The 17,631-nt window shown below is 55.4% G+C and carries 20 protein-coding genes; 6 read left to right on the top strand and 14 right to left on the bottom strand.

Annotated features, from left to right (window positions below; translation table 11 throughout):
• Positions 1-640: 640 nt before the first annotated feature.
• The 3 genes from mltC to mutY are packed head-to-tail and all read right to left on the bottom strand — an operon-like array spanning position 641 to position 3,132.
• Positions 641-1,720 (bottom strand): membrane-bound lytic murein transglycosylase MltC, encoded by a 1,080-nt coding sequence (gene mltC, locus HZZ01_RS15735; RefSeq protein WP_179898523.1) that lies wholly within the window; start codon positions 1,718-1,720, stop codon positions 641-643.
• Between the two features lie 54 nt (positions 1,721-1,774).
• On the bottom strand, positions 1,775-2,047 hold the full coding sequence (locus HZZ01_RS15730; RefSeq protein ID WP_090965909.1) for an oxidative damage protection protein: 273 nt from the start codon (positions 2,045-2,047) through the stop codon (positions 1,775-1,777).
• Entirely contained in the window at positions 2,047-3,132 is a 1,086-nt protein-coding gene (gene mutY / locus HZZ01_RS15725) for an A/G-specific adenine glycosylase (protein WP_179898522.1), read from the bottom strand. The genes HZZ01_RS15730 and mutY overlap by 1 nt, the downstream gene beginning before the upstream one ends.
• Positions 3,133-3,286: 154 nt before the next feature.
• Here mutY and trmB point away from each other — a divergent pair, with 154 nt between their 5' ends.
• The 3 genes from trmB to HZZ01_RS15710 all read left to right on the top strand — a co-directional run bounded on the left by trmB (position 3,287) and on the right by HZZ01_RS15710 (position 5,114).
• A complete protein-coding gene (trmB, locus tag HZZ01_RS15720) occupies positions 3,287-4,006 on the top strand; it encodes a tRNA (guanosine(46)-N7)-methyltransferase TrmB (RefSeq protein ID WP_179898521.1) in 720 nt (239 codons plus the stop codon).
• Positions 4,006-4,332 (top strand): YggL family protein, encoded by a 327-nt coding sequence (locus HZZ01_RS15715; protein ID WP_003853403.1) that lies wholly within the window; start codon positions 4,006-4,008, stop codon positions 4,330-4,332. The genes trmB and HZZ01_RS15715 overlap by 1 nt, the downstream gene beginning before the upstream one ends.
• Positions 4,333-4,397: 65 nt before the next feature.
• On the top strand, positions 4,398-5,114 hold the full coding sequence (locus HZZ01_RS15710; protein ID WP_179898520.1) for a DUF2884 domain-containing protein: 717 nt from the start codon (positions 4,398-4,400) through the stop codon (positions 5,112-5,114).
• A 50-nt stretch (positions 5,115-5,164) separates the two neighbouring features.
• Here the strand turns inward: HZZ01_RS15710 and hemW are convergent, their stop codons facing one another.
• From hemW to HZZ01_RS15690, 4 genes are read right to left on the bottom strand one after another with little or no spacing between them, the layout of a single operon-like run.
• A complete protein-coding gene (gene hemW, locus HZZ01_RS15705; RefSeq protein ID WP_179898519.1) occupies positions 5,165-6,304 on the bottom strand; it encodes a radical SAM family heme chaperone HemW in 1,140 nt (379 codons plus the stop codon).
• The gene (locus tag HZZ01_RS15700) at positions 6,297-6,890 is read right to left on the bottom strand and encodes an XTP/dITP diphosphatase (RefSeq protein WP_179898518.1); all 594 of its coding nucleotides are present in this window, start codon (positions 6,888-6,890) and stop codon (positions 6,297-6,299) included. Before HZZ01_RS15700 ends, hemW begins: the two co-directional genes overlap by 8 nt.
• Positions 6,891-6,911: 21 nt before the next feature.
• Positions 6,912-7,466 carry a YggT family protein gene (locus tag HZZ01_RS15695; RefSeq protein ID WP_013358979.1) on the bottom strand — a complete coding sequence of 185 codons (555 nt, stop codon included), beginning with the start codon at positions 7,464-7,466 and terminating at the stop codon, positions 6,912-6,914.
• Positions 7,467-7,478: 12 nt separating this feature from the next.
• A complete protein-coding gene (locus tag HZZ01_RS15690) occupies positions 7,479-8,186 on the bottom strand; it encodes a YggS family pyridoxal phosphate-dependent enzyme (RefSeq protein ID WP_179898517.1) in 708 nt (235 codons plus the stop codon).
• A 14-nt stretch (positions 8,187-8,200) separates the two neighbouring features.
• Between HZZ01_RS15690 and HZZ01_RS15685 the strand changes: the two genes are divergently transcribed.
• On the top strand, positions 8,201-9,196 hold the full coding sequence (locus HZZ01_RS15685; protein ID WP_179898516.1) for a type IV pilus twitching motility protein PilT: 996 nt from the start codon (positions 8,201-8,203) through the stop codon (positions 9,194-9,196).
• A 5-nt stretch (positions 9,197-9,201) separates the two neighbouring features.
• Here HZZ01_RS15685 and ruvX read toward each other — a convergent pair whose 3' ends face one another.
• From ruvX to HZZ01_RS15655, 6 genes are all read right to left on the bottom strand, one after another.
• Positions 9,202-9,621 (bottom strand): Holliday junction resolvase RuvX, encoded by a 420-nt coding sequence (gene ruvX, locus HZZ01_RS15680; protein ID WP_179898515.1) that lies wholly within the window; start codon positions 9,619-9,621, stop codon positions 9,202-9,204.
• Positions 9,621-10,184 (bottom strand): YqgE/AlgH family protein, encoded by a 564-nt coding sequence (locus HZZ01_RS15675; RefSeq protein ID WP_179898514.1) that lies wholly within the window; start codon positions 10,182-10,184, stop codon positions 9,621-9,623. Before HZZ01_RS15675 ends, ruvX begins: the two co-directional genes overlap by 1 nt.
• Before the next feature lie 87 nt (positions 10,185-10,271).
• Entirely contained in the window at positions 10,272-11,216 is a 945-nt protein-coding gene (gshB, locus tag HZZ01_RS15670; RefSeq protein WP_179898513.1) for a glutathione synthase, read from the bottom strand.
• Positions 11,217-11,322: 106 nt separating this feature from the next.
• Positions 11,323-12,054 carry a 16S rRNA (uracil(1498)-N(3))-methyltransferase gene (gene rsmE, locus HZZ01_RS15665; protein WP_179898512.1) on the bottom strand — a complete coding sequence of 244 codons (732 nt, stop codon included), beginning with the start codon at positions 12,052-12,054 and terminating at the stop codon, positions 11,323-11,325.
• A 67-nt stretch (positions 12,055-12,121) separates the two neighbouring features.
• Positions 12,122-12,826, bottom strand: a complete 705-nt coding sequence (gene endA, locus HZZ01_RS15660; RefSeq protein WP_179898511.1) for a deoxyribonuclease I — start codon at positions 12,824-12,826, stop codon at positions 12,122-12,124.
• Between the two features lie 75 nt (positions 12,827-12,901).
• The gene (locus tag HZZ01_RS15655) at positions 12,902-13,414 is read right to left on the bottom strand and encodes a SprT family zinc-dependent metalloprotease (protein WP_179898510.1); all 513 of its coding nucleotides are present in this window, start codon (positions 13,412-13,414) and stop codon (positions 12,902-12,904) included.
• 141 nt (positions 13,415-13,555) lie between these two features.
• On the opposite strand from HZZ01_RS15655, the gene HZZ01_RS15650 reads away from it, so the two are divergent.
• Positions 13,556-14,704: a glycosyltransferase gene (locus HZZ01_RS15650; protein ID WP_179898509.1), complete on the top strand. Its 1,149-nt coding sequence runs from the start codon at positions 13,556-13,558 to the stop codon at positions 14,702-14,704.
• Between the two features lie 25 nt (positions 14,705-14,729).
• Entirely contained in the window at positions 14,730-15,965 is a 1,236-nt protein-coding gene (locus HZZ01_RS15645) for an O-antigen ligase (RefSeq protein ID WP_179898508.1), read from the top strand.
• Positions 15,966-16,035: 70 nt separating this feature from the next.
• Here HZZ01_RS15645 and HZZ01_RS15640 read toward each other — a convergent pair whose 3' ends face one another.
• The gene (locus tag HZZ01_RS15640; protein WP_179898507.1) at positions 16,036-17,433 is read right to left on the bottom strand and encodes a sugar porter family MFS transporter; all 1,398 of its coding nucleotides are present in this window, start codon (positions 17,431-17,433) and stop codon (positions 16,036-16,038) included.
• Positions 17,434-17,631 lie beyond the last annotated feature (198 nt).

Genomic DNA, 17,631 nt, shown 5'->3' with positions numbered 1-17,631 from the left:
GCAGGCGGACGCGTTAAGGGGCGTACGCCCGCCCCTTAACAATCCCGGCGTCCGGCTGCCTGCGCGCCCCGCTTTGCGGGGTGCCCTCGTCACGCTCTGCGGCCGACGGACCGTCCGGACGCGCCATCCCTGGCGCGAACCGTCCTTTCGCCGACGTCCTGTCGGCTCATCCTGGCCTCCGGTTGTTCCTCAGCGCTTCGGATGCCTCTCACAAACCCTCGCCTGTGAATTTTTTATGTATTTTGATGCTGCGTTATCTGCCGGATAAAGACAGCTCCGGAAACGTAAAGCGATAAAGTACTCAACACAAAAAGAAGAGATAAAAGCGGGGGAGGAAGGCCGTCAGAACCGCTGAGCGGATGAGGGATTTCAGGACGAGCGACAGGGATGTCGCGAAGAGGCGGGTTCGTGCCAGGGATGGCGCGTCCCGGCGGTCCGTGAGAAATCCGGAAGAGGCGAAGGGACCGCGAAGCGGCGGTGAAGCAGGCCGGAGCGCGGGGTCAAGGGGGCGCGGCGACTGGCGCCCCCTTGTGGGTCGCCTGCAGAGGCGTGTCTGAAACTGTCCAGCCTGCCAGGCGAACGAAACCTTCTCATAGCCCGTTCGCGCAGCGAACAATAATCCCCGCTGCAGCGGCGCCGATCAGAATCCCCGATAGCTCTTCTGCGCAGTACTCACCTTATACAGATAACGACGCGACTCCGCAGACGGGTGCTGGTTTGCCAGGGTCGAGTAAACCTTGCTGGATGACATACCGTTGATCATCGAGAACGCCCGATCTTTATCGCTGGAGAAGACGCGCAACACGCTGCCTGCACCACCGTTATAGGCGGTGATCACCGCATAGCGGCGTGAGACCGGATCCTGAATGCCGCCCAGATAGCTACGCTGCAACAGCGACAGATAAGCCGTACCGGCATCGATATTGTTCTCCGGATCCAGCAGATAGCTGCGGCTCGGCTTGCCCCATTTCCCCTTCATGCGGAATACGTCAACACCGGCGGTATGCTGCACCACCTGCATCAGACCCAGCGCATCTGAATGACTCACGGCGTAGGGGTTGAAGCTCGACTCGGTCTGCATAATCGCCAGGATCAACGAGGCATCAACACCATACTGTTCGGCAGCTTTACGCACCATTGGCAGGTATTTATGCGCACGCTTGTCCAGGTGGTTCGGCACCATCGGAATCGAAATGCTGTAAATCACATGCAGACCCGAGGTGCGGCGCATCAATTTATTCTGAATCAGATAGTCAGCAAAAGCTTCCGCGCGGCCCTGCCAGCGAATCGGCTGACCAGTATTATCCAGCACCTGCCCATACAGCAGCGGCTCTTTACTGATTTCAATGTCGTTGGCATCAGAATAGAGATCGACATTACCCGGATCTTCACCAATCAACAGCGTGGTCACGATCGCCTGACGCAGACTTGCCATCGGATCGGTACCGGAAATCGTCTCGATGGTCAGCTTACCGCTTTCAAAGTTGATGTGGCTGCGGGTGTAATAGTTGTCGCTATATTTGACGTAATCTTTAGGTCCGGCGATCAGGACCTCGTTGATACCCCAGATATTCTCAATATTGTGAGCAAACTGCCCCATCAGAATATCAAAGGCGTTAGTATCTTTTACCCACTCCTCGTGGGACTGCGGCTTCTTTGACCCGGAGCAGGAAACCAAAAGTGGTGCTATCACCAGCAGGGCGATTAATTTTTTATTCATTGGGAGTGCAAGCCTGACCTGGATAACCGGCCTCAGCGATGAGGCCCGGAATGTTTACGCTTCTGGCGGTGTATAGCCTTCGATATGAACGTCTTTACCTTCGAACAGGAAATTGATCATCTCCTTCTCCAGCACTTTACGATCGTCGGGATTCATCATGTTGAGCTTCTTCTCGTTAATCAACATGGTTTGTTTCGCCATCCACTTCTGCCAGGCTTCTTTAGAAATATCATTGTAAATGCGCTTACCCAGATCGCCTGGATAGAGCTGAAAATCCTGTCCTTCGGCGTCGCGCTGTAAAAAAGTACAAAAAATGGTGCGGCTCATTATTCTTCCTCATTGATCTCACAACGGCTTAAAGCCAGTTGTCGGGGATGGCGTAGCTCGTTTAACAGGCGCTCAACGGGTGCGGCTAGTCCCACAGATGGTGGCAGCGCTAAGTTATACCAGAGACCGCCTGCTTCATCCATCGCCGACCCGGCAACAGGCCATGCCAGCCACATGGGTACGATATCAAGATGGAAATGGCTGAAGGTGTGACGAAATGCGGTGAGCTGCTGAGGTTTTGCATGGATGCCGCGCGTCGCCAGCCAGTCGGTCAGCGCCGCTTCCGTAGTAAACTGCGGGAAGCAGAACAGACCGCCCCACAGGCCCACAGGCGGCCGCTGCTCCAGCCAGACATCATCACCATCCTGCATCATCAGGAACCAGCCGCTGCGCTCTGGCAGCACCTGCTTAGGCTTCTTACCGGGATAGCTCGCCCAGCTGCTGGTGGCATAGGCCTCACACCCGCTGTTCAGCGGACAGATTTCGCACTTCGGCTTCGAACGGGTACAGACGATAGCCCCCAGATCCATCATCGCCTGATTAAACTGGCTGACGCCCTCGGCAGGCGTGACCTCCTCGCTAATCTGCCAGAGCCGCTTTTCAACCTCTTTCTTACCCGGCCAGCCGCTGACGGCATAGCAGCGAGCCAGCACGCGCTTAACGTTGCCATCCAGAATGGGGAAATGCTGCCCCAGCGACAGCGACAGAATCGCGCCCGCCGTTGAGCGGCCGACACCGGGCAGAGCAGAGACATCGTCGAAATTACGCGGGAACGTGCCCTCATGCACCTCGACAATCTGCTTTGCGGCTTTATGCAGATTACGCGCACGGGCGTAATAGCCAAGGCCGGTCCAGAGATGCAGCACCTCATCCAGCGGAGCCGCAGCCAGATCGGTGACCGTGGGGAAGCGCGCCATAAAGCGTTCAAAATAGGGGATTACCGTGGCAACCTGGGTTTGCTGTAGCATCACTTCGGAGAGCCACACCTTATAAGGCGTTTTCTCCAGCTGCCACGGCAGGGTTTTGCGACCAAAGCGCTGATACCAGTCCAGCACCTGTTGCGCGAACTGCGGCGCTTGCATCATAAGAAGGAAATTTTCCGTGTTTACTCTACACTCAGGCAGGAATTCCAGCACATGCGCACCTGGGTGTAAACCGGAAGATTGCAAAGGCTTGCTTCTGCTTATGAACTTTGCATAATGCCCGTTTCCCGGAACAGGCTAACCAGCAGGCTTTTACATGATTAATGACGTCATCACCCCAGAATTTGATGAGAACGGGCGGCCATTGCGCCGGATCCGCAGTTTTGTGCGCCGCCAGGGTCGCTTAACGAAAGGCCAGCAGCAGGCGCTGGATACCCTGTGGCCGGTCATGGGGGTGGAATATCAGCCGACGCCTGTCGATCTGCCCGCGCTATTTGGCCGTGAAGCCCCGGTGACGCTGGAGATTGGCTTTGGCATGGGCGCATCGCTGGTGACCATGGCGCAGAACACGCCGCATCAGGACTTCCTGGGTATTGAAGTGCACGCACCGGGCGTGGGTGCCTGTCTCGCCGCCGCCAAAGAAGCCGATTTACAGAACCTGCGGGTGATGTGTCACGATGCCGTGGAAGTGCTGGAGAAGATGATTCCGGATAACTCGCTGCGCATGGTACAGCTCTTCTTCCCCGATCCGTGGCATAAAGCACGCCACAACAAACGCCGTATCGTTCAGGTACCCTTCGCTGAGCTGGTGATGCGTAAACTGAAACTGGGCGGCGTTTTCCACATGGCGACCGACTGGGAAGCCTACGCGGAGCATATGCTTGAAGTGATGAACAGCATTGATGGCTACCGCAACCAGTCAGAACAACAGAATTACGTGCCGCGTCCTGAGACGCGTCCACTGACCAAGTTTGAGCAGCGCGGGCAGCGTTTAGGCCACGGCGTATGGGATTTAATGTTTGAGAGGGTGAAATAATGGCCACACAACGCAGCCGCCGTTTACGTAAAAAACTGCACATCGACGAGTTTCAGGAACTGGGCTTCTCGGTTGCCTGGCGCTTCCCGGAAGGCACCAGCGAAAGCGAAATTGATGAGACGCTGAACCAGTTCATCAATGAAGCGATCGATCCTAACGGTCTGGCTTTCGATGGCAGCGGTTACCTGGTGTGGGAAGGTCTGGTTTGCCTGCAGAAAACCGGCAAATGTACCGATGAGCATCGTGCGCTGGTCCGCAAATGGCTGGAAGACCGCAAACTGCAGGACGTGCAGATGACTGAACTCTTTGACGTCTGGTGGGACTAAGCCGTCACAACGTATCGGGCCCATGCCCGATCAGAGGGTTTCAGATCCGATCTTAGGGAGTAGATATGATGCGTAAAGCGCTTCTTGCTGTGCTGCTGGTAGCAGCAACTCAGGCTCAGGCAGCCTATGAATGCAGCGTTAAGCCACAGGACGATGTGGTCATCAGGCCGCAGAGTGTGCAGGTGGTCGGTGCTAACGGTAATATGGAAATCTCGCCGCAGGGTGACGTGCAGTTCAATGGACAGAAGGTCACGCTGGATAACGCTGAACGTCAGAAAGCGATCGACTATCAGAACGCGCTCCGTCGCGATCTGCCGTGGATCGACAGCGGGGCGACGTCACGTCTGGAGAAGGGGCGCGCGGCGCTGGATCGGGTCATCGTTGAGAAACTGGGCACCGACAGCAACGTACGTAACCGCCTGACCACGCTGAATGGCCAGCTGAAACAGCAGATGAACCGCATCATTGAACACCGTGAAGATGGGCTGACGTTCCACCACCAGGCGATCGATCAGGTGCGCGCCGAAGGCGAAAGACTGGTGCAGTCAACGCTGGGCGGCGTGATGCAGGATAGCCTGAATGAAATGGGCAGTAAGCAGGGCAGCGGCGGCAGTAATCCGCTGCAGGCGATTATGGGAAATCTGGGCGGTCTGCAGCAGTCAATTCAGGCTGAGTGGAGCAAGCAGGAGCAGGATTTCCAGAACTTCGGTCATGAGGTGTGTAATCGCGTTATTTCGCTGGAAGATCAGCGTAAACAGCTTACCGGCGCACTGAAAAAATAAAAAAGCGCCTCAGCCTGCCGGGCTGAGGCGCTTTTTTTCTCTTCCGCTTTTTACTCTTCCGCTAAAAATAGCTCCAGCAGTGAATTCAGGAACAACTTTCCTTTTTCCGTAATCTGCCACTGCTGCGGGGTTTCATTCACGTAACCGGCGGCAATCGCGGCATCCATCTGCGGACGGATCACCTGCTCTGATAAACCAGTGTAGCGGCTGAACTCATCGCGTGGTGCGGCTTCCAGCAGGCGAAAGCGGTTCATGAAATATTCGAACGGCTTGTCGCTATCGGCAACGTCATACTGCTTTTCGCGGTAGTTTCCCTGCATGAATCCACGCGGATGACGGGTTTTCACCGTGCGGACAATGCGGCCATCCGGCTGCGTCAGCTTGCCGTGCGCGCCACACCCAATCCCCAGATAGTCGCCGAAGCGCCAGTAGTTGAGATTGTGTTCACAGCGATATCCCGGCTTCGCGTAGGCGGAGGTCTCATACTGCTGATAACCGGCAGCCTGCAGCAGCTGATCGCCCTGTTCGAAAATATCCCACAGCGCATCATCATCCGGCAGCACCGGCGGGCGTGAGCCAAACAGAGTGTTGGGTTCGATAGTGAGCTGATACCAGGAGAGATGCGGCGGATTTAGCGCAATCGCCTGACGAAGATCGTCGAGCGCCTCTTCCAGCGACTGATCGGGCAGGCCATGCATCAGGTCGAGGTTAAAGCTGCGCAGCGACAACGACTCCGCCAGTTCAGCGGCACGGACGGCCTCTTCCGGGCCATGAATGCGGCCAAGACGCTGCAGCTTTTGCGGACTGAAACTTTGCACACCAATCGAAATACGGTTGATACCGGCGCGCTGATAGGCGCTGAACCGGTCCGCTTCCACGGTGCCTGGATTAGCTTCCATGGTTACTTCAGCATCAGGAGAGAGCGTCAGACGCGCCCGAACCCCATCCATCAGCATCTGCATCGCACTGCTGCTCAGCAGGCTGGGCGTGCCGCCACCAATGAAGATAGTGCGCACTTCCCGGTCCCCGATCAGGGGTAAGTCGATCTCCAGGTCGCGCAGGAGGTGCTGCACGTATTCAACGTGCGGCACCTCATCTTTCAGCGCGTGGGAGTTGAAATCACAGTAGGGACATTTCTGTACGCACCACGGAATGTGGATGTAGAGACTTAACGGCGGCAGATTAGGCATTACGCATCGCTTCCAGCAACAGCGTCAATGCTTTACCCCGGTGAGAAACTGCACCTTTTTCCGCTTTACTCAGCTCGGCGGCTGTTTTTCCCAGCGCCGGGACAAAGAAAATCGGGTCGTAACCAAAGCCACCGGTGCCAGAGGCGGAGCGGGTGATCTCACCCTCCCAGCTGCCGTGGAACACCAGTGGAGTGGGGTCTTCCGCATGACGCAGATAGACCAGCACACAGTGAAACTGCGCCTGACGCTGACCGTCAGGCACGTTTTCCAGCGCCTGCAGCAGCTTCTCCAGATTCTGTTGATCACTGGCATCTTCACCGGCGTAGCGGGCTGAGTAGATGCCAGGCGCGCCGCCCAGTGCATCTACAGCCAGACCGGAGTCATCGGCAATGGCCGGTAATCCGGTAATCTGTGCCGCGTGACGCGCCTTGAGAATCGCGTTCTCAATAAAGGTCAGGCCGGTCTCTTCCGCCGATTCAACCCCAAGGTCAGTCTGTGCGACGATATCCAGACCAAAGGCGGAGAGTAACTCCGCCAGCTCACGCACTTTGCCGGGATTGCCGGTTGCGAGGACAACTTTTTGCATAACAGTTCCAGTTTGATTCATTTACAGCAAATACCAGAGACCCGGGAACAGGTCCATGCCGAGAAAGTTCAGGGCATACAGCACCAGGATAACGATCATCGCTGAGAAATCGATGCCGCCCATCGCAGGCAGAATACGGCGAATCGGTGCCATCATCGGCTCGGTTAACTGAACCAGCAGATAATCAACCGGGCCACGTCCCTGGCTGATCCAGCTCATCAGAGAGCGTACGATGATGACCCAGAAGACCAGGTAGCCAGCGGATTTGACCAGCGACAACAGGCCGACCAGCAGATTAGTCGGATCGACTGAGAATACACCTACCTGGATCAGCAATAAAATCGGGTATTTCAGCGTGGTCAGCACAAAGGCCAGCAGCAGCGAGGCAGTATCAATCGGCCCCAGAGCCGGGAGTATGCGGCGCAGCGGCTTAACAATTGGCTGGGTAACTTTAACGACAAACTGTGCCACTGGATTGTAAAAATCGCAGCGGGACCACTGCATCCAGATGCGTAACAGCAGCACCATGACGTAGAGATCGATCAGCGTTTTTACTAAAAACGTCAGTGTTAACATGAAGTTCCTCTATTATTGTTGTGAGTTGTGCGCATAATCTCGTGCGCCAAAAATGGCGGTGCCGATACGCACCATCGTACTGCCTGCGGCGATAGCCGCCTCCATGTCATCGCTCATTCCCAGTGAAAGCGTGTCAATGTCAGCATACTGCTGTTGCAGTTGCCTGAAGGCTTCCGCCATCTGCTGACATACCGCCAGCTGCCGCGGGTAATCACTTTCCGCTGCCGGAATGGCCATCAATCCCCGCAGCCGCAGTTGCGGCAGGGCAGCGATCTGCTCCGCCAGCCCGGAAACAGCCTCCAGCATGATGCCAGATTTGCTGTTTTCGTCACTGATATTTACCTGAATTAACACATTCAGCGGTGGCAGCGACGCGGGCCGCTGATCGTTGAGCCGCTGCGCAATACGCTGGCGGTCAATGGTGTGACACCAGGCGAAATTTTCTGCCACCAGACGGCTTTTATTGGACTGTAACGGGCCGATGAAGTGCCACTCCAGCTCAGGATGTGAGGCCAGTGCCTGAACCTTTTCAACCCCTTCCTGAACGTAATTTTCACCGAAGGTCATCTGGCCAGCGGCAAAGGCTTCTTCGACCGCGCTCGCAGGTTTGGTTTTACTGACTGCAAGCAGGGTAATTTCTTCTGGTGCGCGGCCGCAACGCGCGGCAGCGGCGGCGATTCGCTGCCGCACTTGCTGTAGGTTCTGCTGGATTGAGGTCATAGTCAGGAGAAATTATGAATCTGGATGAAATGGTGGGGCTTAGTGTAAAGCATAATGCCGCCGATCTGCACCTTTGCAGCGGACATTTGCCCTACTGGCGGCGGGAGGGAAAGCTGGAAGTGATTCCGCAGCAGGCCAGGCTCTCTGCCGCCTGGATGGAGCAGTTTATGGCCCGCTGGCTGAGTGACCCGCAACGGCAGGCGCTGGAGCGCGCAGGGCAGCTTGATTTCGCCCTGAGCCTGGCCAGCGGCCAGCGTCTGAGGGCGAATCTGTTTATGCAGCGTAACGGCCTGTCTCTGGCCTTGCGCATTATCGCCACGACGTGCCCGACGATGGAGAGTCTGCAACTGCCCGCGATTGTGCCGACGCTGCTGGAACAGCAGGATGGGCTGATTCTGGTGACGGGGGCGACCGGCAGCGGGAAATCGACCACGCTGGCGGCGCTGGTCGATGCGCTGAACCGCCAGCAGGCGCGTCATATCATCACGCTGGAAGACCCGATTGAATTTATTCATCACAGCCAGCAGTCGCTGATTCAGCAGCGCGAAATCGGCCTGCACTGCGGTTCGTTCTCGCTAGGGATAAAGGGGGCACTGCGTGAAGATCCTGACGTCATTCTGCTGGGTGAACTGCGCGACAGCGATACCATCCGTCAGGCGCTCACGGCGGCAGAAACCGGCCATCTGGTGCTGGCAACGCTGCACACGCGTGGCGCGGCGCAGGCGGTAGATCGGCTGGTGGATGTCTTTCCGGCGGAGGAGAAGCAGCTGGTGCGTACTCAGCTGGCGGGCAGCCTGAAAGCCGTGATTGCGCAGCGGCTGGTACCCTCTGTTGCTGGATCGCGCATCGGACTGTTTGAAGTACTGATCGCCACACCCGGCATCACGAATCTGATCCGGGAAGGCAAGATGCACCAGATCCCCGCGCTGCTGCAGACCGGCGCGCAGGCCGGTATGCAGACGTTTGAGCAGAGCCGGCTGGCACGCCAGGCGGCCGGACTATTAGAATAAGTAGATCAGTAATGGTTTTCGAACCAGTCCTGCAAAATGATGGCGGCAGACTGTGAATCAACCGACCCTTTATTAAGCGCGCGATAGCCGCCGCGCTCAAACAGGCCAGCACGCGCTTCTACCGTGCTGAGCCGTTCATCCTGCAACTCTACCCGGATGCCGAAGCGACCGTGCAGACGGTTGGCAAATTTACGCGCGCGCTCAGTCAGTGGCTGCTCGGTGCCATCCATATTCAGCGGCAGGCCGACGACCACGAAATCGGGCTGCCATTCTTTCAGCAGTTTTTCAATCACCTGCCAGTCCGGGATGCCATCCTGCGCTTTGATCGCGGTCAACGGACGGGCGCTGCCAGTAAGCTCCTGACCTACGGCGACACCAATGCTTTTGGTGCCGAAATCGAAACCTAAAAGAGTCTGAGTTGACATCAGGCGTGTCCTGCGTCGCTGGCCATGTTGTGAATATCGACGCCAATACTGCGCGCCGCTTCGCGCCAGCGCTCTGAAATCGGCGTCTGGAACAGGATGTTGCTGTTAGCGGGCGTAGTCAGCCAGGCATTTTCCATCAGCTCATTTTCCAGCTGATCTTTTTCCCAGGCGCAGTAACCCAGTGCCACCAGGACATTGGTGGGCTGAGTGGCGGTGCCGATTGACTCCAGCACATCACGGGACGTGGTGATAATCGTGTTATCGGAGACACGAATACTGGAGGTAAAGGTACGTTGTGCTGAGTGCAGGATAAAGCCACGATCCTCTGCCAGCGGGCCGCCGGTAAACACCGGTTTATCCAGCTTGATCGACGGATCGCGATCGTCAGCAGATATTTTCAGCTTCTTCAGAATGCCTTCAACCGTCAGGTTTTCCATGGGTTTATTGATGATCAGTCCCATTGCACCCTCTTCGTTATGTTCGCAGAGATAAACTACGGAACGTTTGAAGAAAGGATCCTGCAATGAAGGCATGGCAATCAAAAAGTGATGTTGTAAATTCATTCTCACACGATGTACCAAAAAAATAACCGGCACGCGACTGCCGCACCGGTATTGGGTTGATCACGGAGCCACGCCCCGGCGTCATGCTCAGCCCAGGCGCTTCTCAATGGCATCCATCAACATGCCGGTGATGGAGATGGGGAACGCAGCCTCAATTTCACGAATGCAGGTTGGGCTGGTTACGTTAACTTCAGTCAGTTTATCACCGATGATGTCCAGACCGACAAAAATCAGCCCTTTTGCTTTTAGTGTCGGGCCAACACGGCGCGCAATTTCCCAATCGCTTTCGCTCAGCGGACGTGCTTCACCACGACCACCGGCGGCAAGGTTGCCGCGCGTTTCACCGCCCTGCGGGATACGTGCCAGGCAGTAAGGCACCGGCTCACCATCCACGACCAGCACGCGTTTGTCACCCTCGGTGATCGCCGCGATGTAGTTCTGCGCCATGCAGAAACGGCTCTCATGCTCGGTCAGGGTTTCGGTAATCACGCCAAAGTTAGGATCATCTTTCTTCACGCGGAAAATCGACGCGCCACCCATGCCATCCAGCGGCTTCATGATGATGTCACCATGCTCCTGCCAGAAGTCACGCAGCTGTGCTTTGCTGCGGGTTACCAGGGTGTCAGGCGTAAATTCCGCAAACCAGGCGGTATAGAGTTTTTCGTTACAGTCACGCAGGCTCTGCGGTTTATTCACGATCAGCGTACCCAGCTCTTCAGCGCGCTCCAGAATGTAAGTCGCATAGATGAACTCGGTATCGAATGGCGGATCTTTACGCATCAGCACCACGTTCAGATCAGCCAGCGGGATCACCTGCTCGCTGCCGAACTGGTACCAGTTCTCAGGGTTCTGCTCAACGGTCAGCAGGCGGGTGCGGGCAGACGCCACGCCACCGCGCAGGGAGAGATCGTGCATCTCCATGTAGTGAATTTCATAACCACGGTGCTGTGCTTCCAGCAGCATAGCGAAGCTGGAGTCTTTTTTAATATTGATGGACGAAATAGGGTCCATCACGATGCCAAGTTTAATCATTATTATCTCCTCGGTGAGGCGGTATTTACCGTCTCGTCTGGTTCTGTCTGCAGTGGGCCGATCGGTCAGGACATCATGCCTGCTCTCTGTCCGCTGAAAGTATCGCTTAACCCAGGTCGCCAAACCTCACCTGAAGTGCCGTAATGGCGGTCAGTGCGGTAGTTTCGGTGCGTAATACCCGTGGGCCAAGCAGAATGTCAGTAAAATCGTGCTGCGCCGTCATCGCAATTTCGTCCGCAGACAAACCGCCTTCAGGGCCAATCAGCAGTCTTACACGCTCAACAGGCTGTGGCAGCGTGTTGATGCTGTGGCTGGCACGCGGATGCAGGTTGAGCTTCAGACCGCTATCCGCTTCTGCACACCACGCTTCCAGCGTCATCGCTTCACGAATCTCCGGCACGCGATTACGGCCGCACTGCTCGCAGGCGGCAATAGCAATTTTCTGCCACTGCTGGATCTTTTTCGCCAGACGCTCAGCATCAAGCTTTACGCCACAGCGCTCGGAAAACAAGGGTGTAATGACATTTACGCCCAGTTCGATCGATTTCTGGATAGTGAATTCCATTTTTTCACCGCGCGACATCACCTGACCTAAATGCAGATGTAAAGGCGACTCGCGATCGTCCGGCTGGCTCTCTGTGACCGATACTTTTACACGCTTTTTATCAACATGCGTGATCTCTGCTGCAAAAGTCAGATTAGTGCCATCAAAGAGTTCCAGACGCTGACCTGCCGTCATCCGGAGTACCCGGCCCACATGATTGGATGCATCTTCATCCAGGGTAATTTCACTGCCGATGTCTAATGGCCCGGCGTGATAGATGCGAGGTATGCGCATAAGGTTCCTGAGACCGGACGCCGCGCAGCGGCGTCATGGGAAAAAGAGCTAGTGTAGGGCAGGGATTTTAGCGCTGGCAAGCCTGCTGCACATAAGGATTGTGATTGCCCTGAACCTTTGCAATGCGCTGATCGCGTTCACACTCCCATTGGGTGACGGGATAGAGCTTGTCCCAGGCGGTAAATAGCTGCGTCTGCTGGCGCGAAATACGCAGATTATACTGGTCGCGCATATAGAAATAGGTGCGGGCAATGGCGCCACGCGCCCGTGCAGGTGGCTCTGCCTGTTTGAGTTTAAAGTCGATCTTCATCTCACACTGGCCATACTGCTTCTCGCTGCCGTTCCATTGACTGTAGGCGAAGTTCCCACGGTCGCCATTCACTTCACCCACCGCCGGTTCCAGATTGTGCAGGTCACTTTCGATGCGGCGATAGTCGGGATCTTTGCTGCAGTTTTTGCGGCCACCGTCCTGCCAGCACTGGCGCTGATGACCAAACTCCCAGGCCGGCATCACATGTTCCCACTCAATGCGTGCGGCGCGATTCGCGTTTTTACGCGGCTGATAGCCACAGCTGTTGAGATCGGGAATGCCTTTTTTCCCCTGCCACTGAATCTTACAGCCACAGTAGAACGAACCCGGCGCATCGGCGTTAATCGCCGCAGCAAAGGTTTTTGCCTGCTGAAAATTATTTTGATGATAGTTATTCAGGTTCAGGGCGTCAGCGGCGGGTGCGAACAGCAGCGCAACCGCCAGACTTATTATGCGAGACATATTCCAGCTTCTACCTAATATGAAAAAGGGCGGCAGGTTAACAGAATGTGGAATAGTGCGGAATGGGGAGTGTTCTCAGGAGGCGATAAACTCCCCTGCGATCAGCAGGCTGCCACAGTGCACACAGCGATATTCACTCTCTTTGCGCAGCACCCGATTGTGGCGGCGCACCGTCAGCTGATGTTGCTGACACTGACAGCGGTAAGCAAAGGTCTTGCTGCGCACGGAGGCTATCTCAAACTGATGGGTGCGTCGTGCCGGAACACCCAGCACAGTCTCCATCATCCACTTCCACTCTTTACCGTGGGGGGCGACGCGACCGAACTGCTTCCAGACCAGCAGATGCGCCAGCTCGTGCGGCACTACTTCATCGATAAATGCCTGCTGGTTTTCCAGCAGCAGCACCGGATTGATGCGGATCTCCCAGGACGCCAGCCAGGCGGTACCTGCCGCCGTCCCACGCTGCTGGTAGAGCAGTTTCGGTTCCGGGTAGGCAGTTTTCAGTGCCTGATTTGCACGCTCAAGCGACTGGCGCAGTGAACGCATCACAGCCTGCTGCAGAGCAATGGGGAGACGAGAAGTTTTCATGGTGCTCAGAATAATCGCCGCCGTGCAGGAACTCAACGCTGGCAACCTCCGGCGCGGTTCTGGCGGGGAGGAAAATTCTGGTTTAAATATGGTTATGGCGTTTTTTAGAATATCCTATTGATAATATTCACCGCAGAGTGGATGAATGAGAAGCGAACGGCACAGAGCAGGGATAAGGCAATGAAAAATAATGATAACGTCAGGAAACAACGGATTGTGCTGGTGACGGATCTGATGGCCGGTCGGGGGGGAATGGAAAATGTCACCGGTCAATTGATCACGGCTCTGAATGCGGAGCCCGGCACCGAAGCGGGGCTGTTTATTATTAACAGCGGAGAGGAGAGCCAGTCCCGCGCCTGGACCGCCAATGCCGTTCTGGCAGAGAGCCTCTGCACGCTGCGGAATAAGAAGATAAAAAATCTTATTCACACGCTGAGAATGGCCGCCTTCTTTCGTCGCTATCAGCCCGATCATGTCCTGACGCTTAACACCATTCCCTGTCTGATGACGCGCCGGGCCATTACGCTTTCAGGGCGTAAAATCGTCCTGTCGAGCTGGATGCACCTGCCGCCGCGTGAACGGTATCGCCCCCATTATCTGCTGCGGGCCGAGCACCATTTTGCCATCAGTAATCAGATCAAAGAGCAACTGGTGGAGTTAGGCGCACGCGCCAATGACGTTGACGTCATCTACAACCCCATCAGGCGCAATGATGTCGTTATCGGCAGACCGCAGGGGCTGAAGTTTCTCTATATCGGTCGCGTCCATTTTCAGCGGCAGAAACAGCTTAAAGATCTTTTTGATGCGTTAAAGCATCTGGATGCGCCGTGGACGCTGGAGATTGTGGGTGACGGGGAAGACCTGAAGCAGTGTCAGCACTACGTGGCGCAACTTGGGATTCAGGAGCGCATTACCTGGCATGGCTGGCAGGAGAACGCCTGGGAGTATGTCCGCCACCATATTAAACAGGTTACCTGTCTGCTTATGACCTCCAACTTTGAAGGCTTCCCGCTGATCCTGCTGGAGGCGATGTCGCGTGGCGTTTATTGCGTGTCATCCGACTGCATCAGCGGCCCGTCAGAAATTATTCAGAACGGAATCAATGGTCAGCTCTATCCCACCAATGACAGCATGGCGCTGGCCGCTATTCTCAATGCCATGAGCGGGGATTTTCACTTCCCCGACCATCAGGTTATTAAAGCGAGCATCACCGGTTTTTATGAGGAAAATTATATGAAGCACCTGATGAGTGTGTTTAACCGCCTTACTGAGGTTAAGCATGACGAATAAAATCAGTCGCAATGGATTAACGTTAATGGTTAATTTTTCAGTCATTGCGCTCTGTCTGGCGCTGTCACTGAATATGTTTGTCACCGGCCTGCCGCAAAAAATATTCTATCTGGTCTCTTATCTCTCCGTCGCATCCATCCTGTATGGCGTAGCGCGCAGGCGAGGTGACTTTAAAGAAAATGGTTTTTATCTCGCCCTGTTTGCTGTGCTGATTATTTTCGCCCTGATCCGTCTCTTCTGGGCGATACATGTGAAAGGAATCGACACTGCGCCCTCAACCGATGCCATGACCAATATCGGCAATTATCTGTTGGGGGCGAAGCGGCTGCTACTCGGAGCTTTTGTGCTGCTCAGTCTGGCAATTTATGGGCATCGGGTCTCCACAACCACGCTCCGCATCGGAAGAGGGTTAATCCTTGTCGGACTGCTGATTACGCTGGGCTTTGGTATCCACGAGCATCTCTACACCGAGAATATCCGCATCAAACTCACCACCGAAGCGGCCTCGATGTCCTCGTATATGATTCTGTTTATCTACTGTGCCTGGCTGTGGCTGAGCCGCTTTGAGACACATGCATACTGGAAGGTGGCCGATGTCGTTGTGCTGGCCGTGACCTTTGCCTTGCTTTACCTCTGCGGTACCCGCGTGACCCTGATTGCGATGATTGTTGTGGGGCTGCTGTTCCTGGTGCAGACTTATCGGCTGTCGCTGCTGACTAACTGGCGGATCAGCGCTCTGCTGGTGGGCGTGCTGGCGGTGCTGATTCTGATGACCAGCAACCGCTGGGTGGAAGGGATGCAGGATATTGAGAACTACGGCTCAAACAGCTCGACCTCGCTGGGCGCACGTGTGGCTATCTGGGGCGGGGCGGTTAACTTTATTGAGCATCATGGCGGCGGCTTTGCGACACCGGATGCACGCACCACCGAGGCGCGTCAGTTCATCATGGCGCACTATCCCCTCAACGTTGAAGGCTACACCAACGTCAAATACAACATGCATAACGAGTTTCTGGAAGTGACCACGCTGCAGGGCTGGCTGGGCACGCTGTCGCTGGCGCTGATCTATCTGACGGTGCTGACAGGCGTGCTGAAGAAGTGCGATCTGCGCGGCGTAGCGCTGCCGATGCTAGGGCTGTTTATCGCCGGATTGACCGATTCAGTGCTGCCTTATAATCAGACTGCGACCATCTTCATGATGGCGCTGGCGCTCTGCTGCATACGGCGGCCGCTGCCGGTGACGCGGGTGACGTCTGCATAGTGTTGGTCTGAACCAATAAAAACGGCGGGGTTTCCAGAGAAACCCCGCCGTTTTTTTTTACCGCGTAATGTTAGTCGCGTGAACCGATGTCGCGCAGTTTCTTACCTGCCATCAGGTTACGTTCGATGTGTTCCAGCGAGACGTTTTTGGTCTCAGGAATCAGCATCACAGTCAGCAGGATGAAGAACAGGTTAAGCAGTCCGTAGACCCAGAAGGTGTTCGCGTTGCCCAGCGTATTCAGCATGGTCAGGAAGGTCGCACCCACGATCATGTTCGCGATCCAGTTGGTGGTCGTGGAGACAGTGATACCGAAATCGCGGCCTTTCAGCGGCTGAATTTCGGAACAGAGTACCCAGATCAACGGACCGGCTGACATGGCAAAACCGACGATGAACATCAGCAGCATACCGACCGCGAAGTACTGTGCACCCGCTGAGTGAATGCCGAAGTGCAGCATCGTGCCCAGCACGCCCATACCGGCTGCCATCACCATAAAGCCGAGGATCAGGGTAGGTTTACGACCCCAGCGATCCACCAGACCAATAGCAATGAAGGTTGCCAGTACGTTGACCAGACCCACAATTACCGTGCCCCACATCTGCTGGGTGGTATTGGTGAAGCCCGCAATTTCAAAGATTTTTGGCGCGTAGTACATGATGACATTCATGCCGGTAAACTGCTGCATCACCTGCAACAGAATGCCGAGGTAGACCGCGCGACGGAAGTGGCTGCTGCTGGTGAACAGACCCCAGCCAGATTGCTTGACCTTCAGGCTCTCACGAATCTCTTCCAGCTCACGTTTTGCCTGTTCGCTGGTGTCACGCAGGCGATCCAGGACGCGTTGTGCATCGCGGAAGTTGCCTCGCGCCGCCAGCCAGCGTGGGCTGTTTGGCAGGAAGAAAACACCGACCAGCAACAGAAGTGCCGGAATAGTGATGATGCCCAGCATCCAGCGCCAGTTGCCGGTAAAGCTGAAGGCCGTATCGGTAAGGTAAGCACCCAGGATACCGATGGTGATCATCAGCTGGTAAAGCGAAATCATACTGCCGCGAATTTTTTCCGGCGCGATCTCAGAAAGATAAAGCGGGGCGGTATAAGAGGCGATACCGACAGCCAGGCCCAGCAGAACGCGGGCGCTGATCAGCATTTCCGGGTTTGGTGACATCGCTGACCAGAGTGAACCGATGACGAACAGAATCGCACCAGCCATCAGGCTTTTCTTACGGCCCAGGCGGGATGACATCCAGCCGCTGCCGATAGCACCGACCGCCGCACCAAACATCATGGAACTGACGATCCACTCCTGCTGATGAGGGGTGACGTTAAAGTCCTTTGCGATAAACGGCAGAGCACCGGCGATGACGCCGATATCCAGACCGAACAGCAGTCCCGCAAGGGCCGCCAGAAAGCAGACAAATAAGGTCATCGCCTTATTTGAAGTTCTGCTTTTGTGTGTATTGCCAGGCATTTTAGCCTCCAGGTTTATCCATCATTGTTTTTATCAATGTTAAAAAACCTTTTGCGGGAAAAAAGTGAGCCTGATCACATCAGTGTAATCGTTTACACACGCTGAAACCCTGAAATTCAGCATATTTTTCCCGGAAAGATTAATTAACCAGTGAGGTATAGCACTCATTAAGTTTCTGACAATGGTCTATTTAGTGGC

The sequence above is a fragment of the Pantoea sp. WMus005 genome (assembly GCF_013415305.1).
Taxonomy (GTDB): Bacteria; Pseudomonadota; Gammaproteobacteria; order Enterobacterales; family Enterobacteriaceae; genus Pantoea; species Pantoea rara.
This window is presented reverse-complemented; position numbering and strand designations above follow the sequence as displayed.

Excerpts from the sequence above, each read along its gene's own strand:
- mltC (WP_179898523.1), bottom strand. The coding sequence starts at position 1,720 with ATGAATAAAAAATTAATCGCCCTGCTGGTGATAGCACCACTTTTGGTT.
- HZZ01_RS15730 (WP_090965909.1), bottom strand. The coding sequence starts at position 2,047 with ATGAGCCGCACCATTTTTTGTACTTTTTTACAGCGCGACGCCGAAGGA.
- mutY (WP_179898522.1), bottom strand. The coding sequence starts at position 3,132 with ATGATGCAAGCGCCGCAGTTCGCGCAACAGGTGCTGGACTGGTATCAG.
- trmB (WP_179898521.1), top strand. The coding sequence starts at position 3,287 with ATGATTAATGACGTCATCACCCCAGAATTTGATGAGAACGGGCGGCCA.
- HZZ01_RS15715 (WP_003853403.1), top strand. The coding sequence starts at position 4,006 with ATGGCCACACAACGCAGCCGCCGTTTACGTAAAAAACTGCACATCGAC.
- HZZ01_RS15710 (WP_179898520.1), top strand. The coding sequence starts at position 4,398 with ATGATGCGTAAAGCGCTTCTTGCTGTGCTGCTGGTAGCAGCAACTCAG.
- hemW (WP_179898519.1), bottom strand. The coding sequence starts at position 6,304 with ATGCCTAATCTGCCGCCGTTAAGTCTCTACATCCACATTCCGTGGTGC.
- HZZ01_RS15700 (WP_179898518.1), bottom strand. The coding sequence starts at position 6,890 with ATGCAAAAAGTTGTCCTCGCAACCGGCAATCCCGGCAAAGTGCGTGAG.
- HZZ01_RS15695 (WP_013358979.1), bottom strand. The coding sequence starts at position 7,466 with ATGTTAACACTGACGTTTTTAGTAAAAACGCTGATCGATCTCTACGTC.
- HZZ01_RS15690 (WP_179898517.1), bottom strand. The coding sequence starts at position 8,186 with ATGACCTCAATCCAGCAGAACCTACAGCAAGTGCGGCAGCGAATCGCC.
- HZZ01_RS15685 (WP_179898516.1), top strand. The coding sequence starts at position 8,201 with ATGAATCTGGATGAAATGGTGGGGCTTAGTGTAAAGCATAATGCCGCC.
- ruvX (WP_179898515.1), bottom strand. The coding sequence starts at position 9,621 with ATGTCAACTCAGACTCTTTTAGGTTTCGATTTCGGCACCAAAAGCATT.
- HZZ01_RS15675 (WP_179898514.1), bottom strand. The coding sequence starts at position 10,184 with ATGAATTTACAACATCACTTTTTGATTGCCATGCCTTCATTGCAGGAT.
- gshB (WP_179898513.1), bottom strand. The coding sequence starts at position 11,216 with ATGATTAAACTTGGCATCGTGATGGACCCTATTTCGTCCATCAATATT.
- rsmE (WP_179898512.1), bottom strand. The coding sequence starts at position 12,054 with ATGCGCATACCTCGCATCTATCACGCCGGGCCATTAGACATCGGCAGT.
- endA (WP_179898511.1), bottom strand. The coding sequence starts at position 12,826 with ATGTCTCGCATAATAAGTCTGGCGGTTGCGCTGCTGTTCGCACCCGCC.
- HZZ01_RS15655 (WP_179898510.1), bottom strand. The coding sequence starts at position 13,414 with ATGAAAACTTCTCGTCTCCCCATTGCTCTGCAGCAGGCTGTGATGCGT.
- HZZ01_RS15650 (WP_179898509.1), top strand. The coding sequence starts at position 13,556 with ATGAATGAGAAGCGAACGGCACAGAGCAGGGATAAGGCAATGAAAAAT.
- HZZ01_RS15645 (WP_179898508.1), top strand. The coding sequence starts at position 14,730 with ATGGTTAATTTTTCAGTCATTGCGCTCTGTCTGGCGCTGTCACTGAAT.
- HZZ01_RS15640 (WP_179898507.1), bottom strand. The coding sequence starts at position 17,433 with ATGCCTGGCAATACACACAAAAGCAGAACTTCAAATAAGGCGATGACC.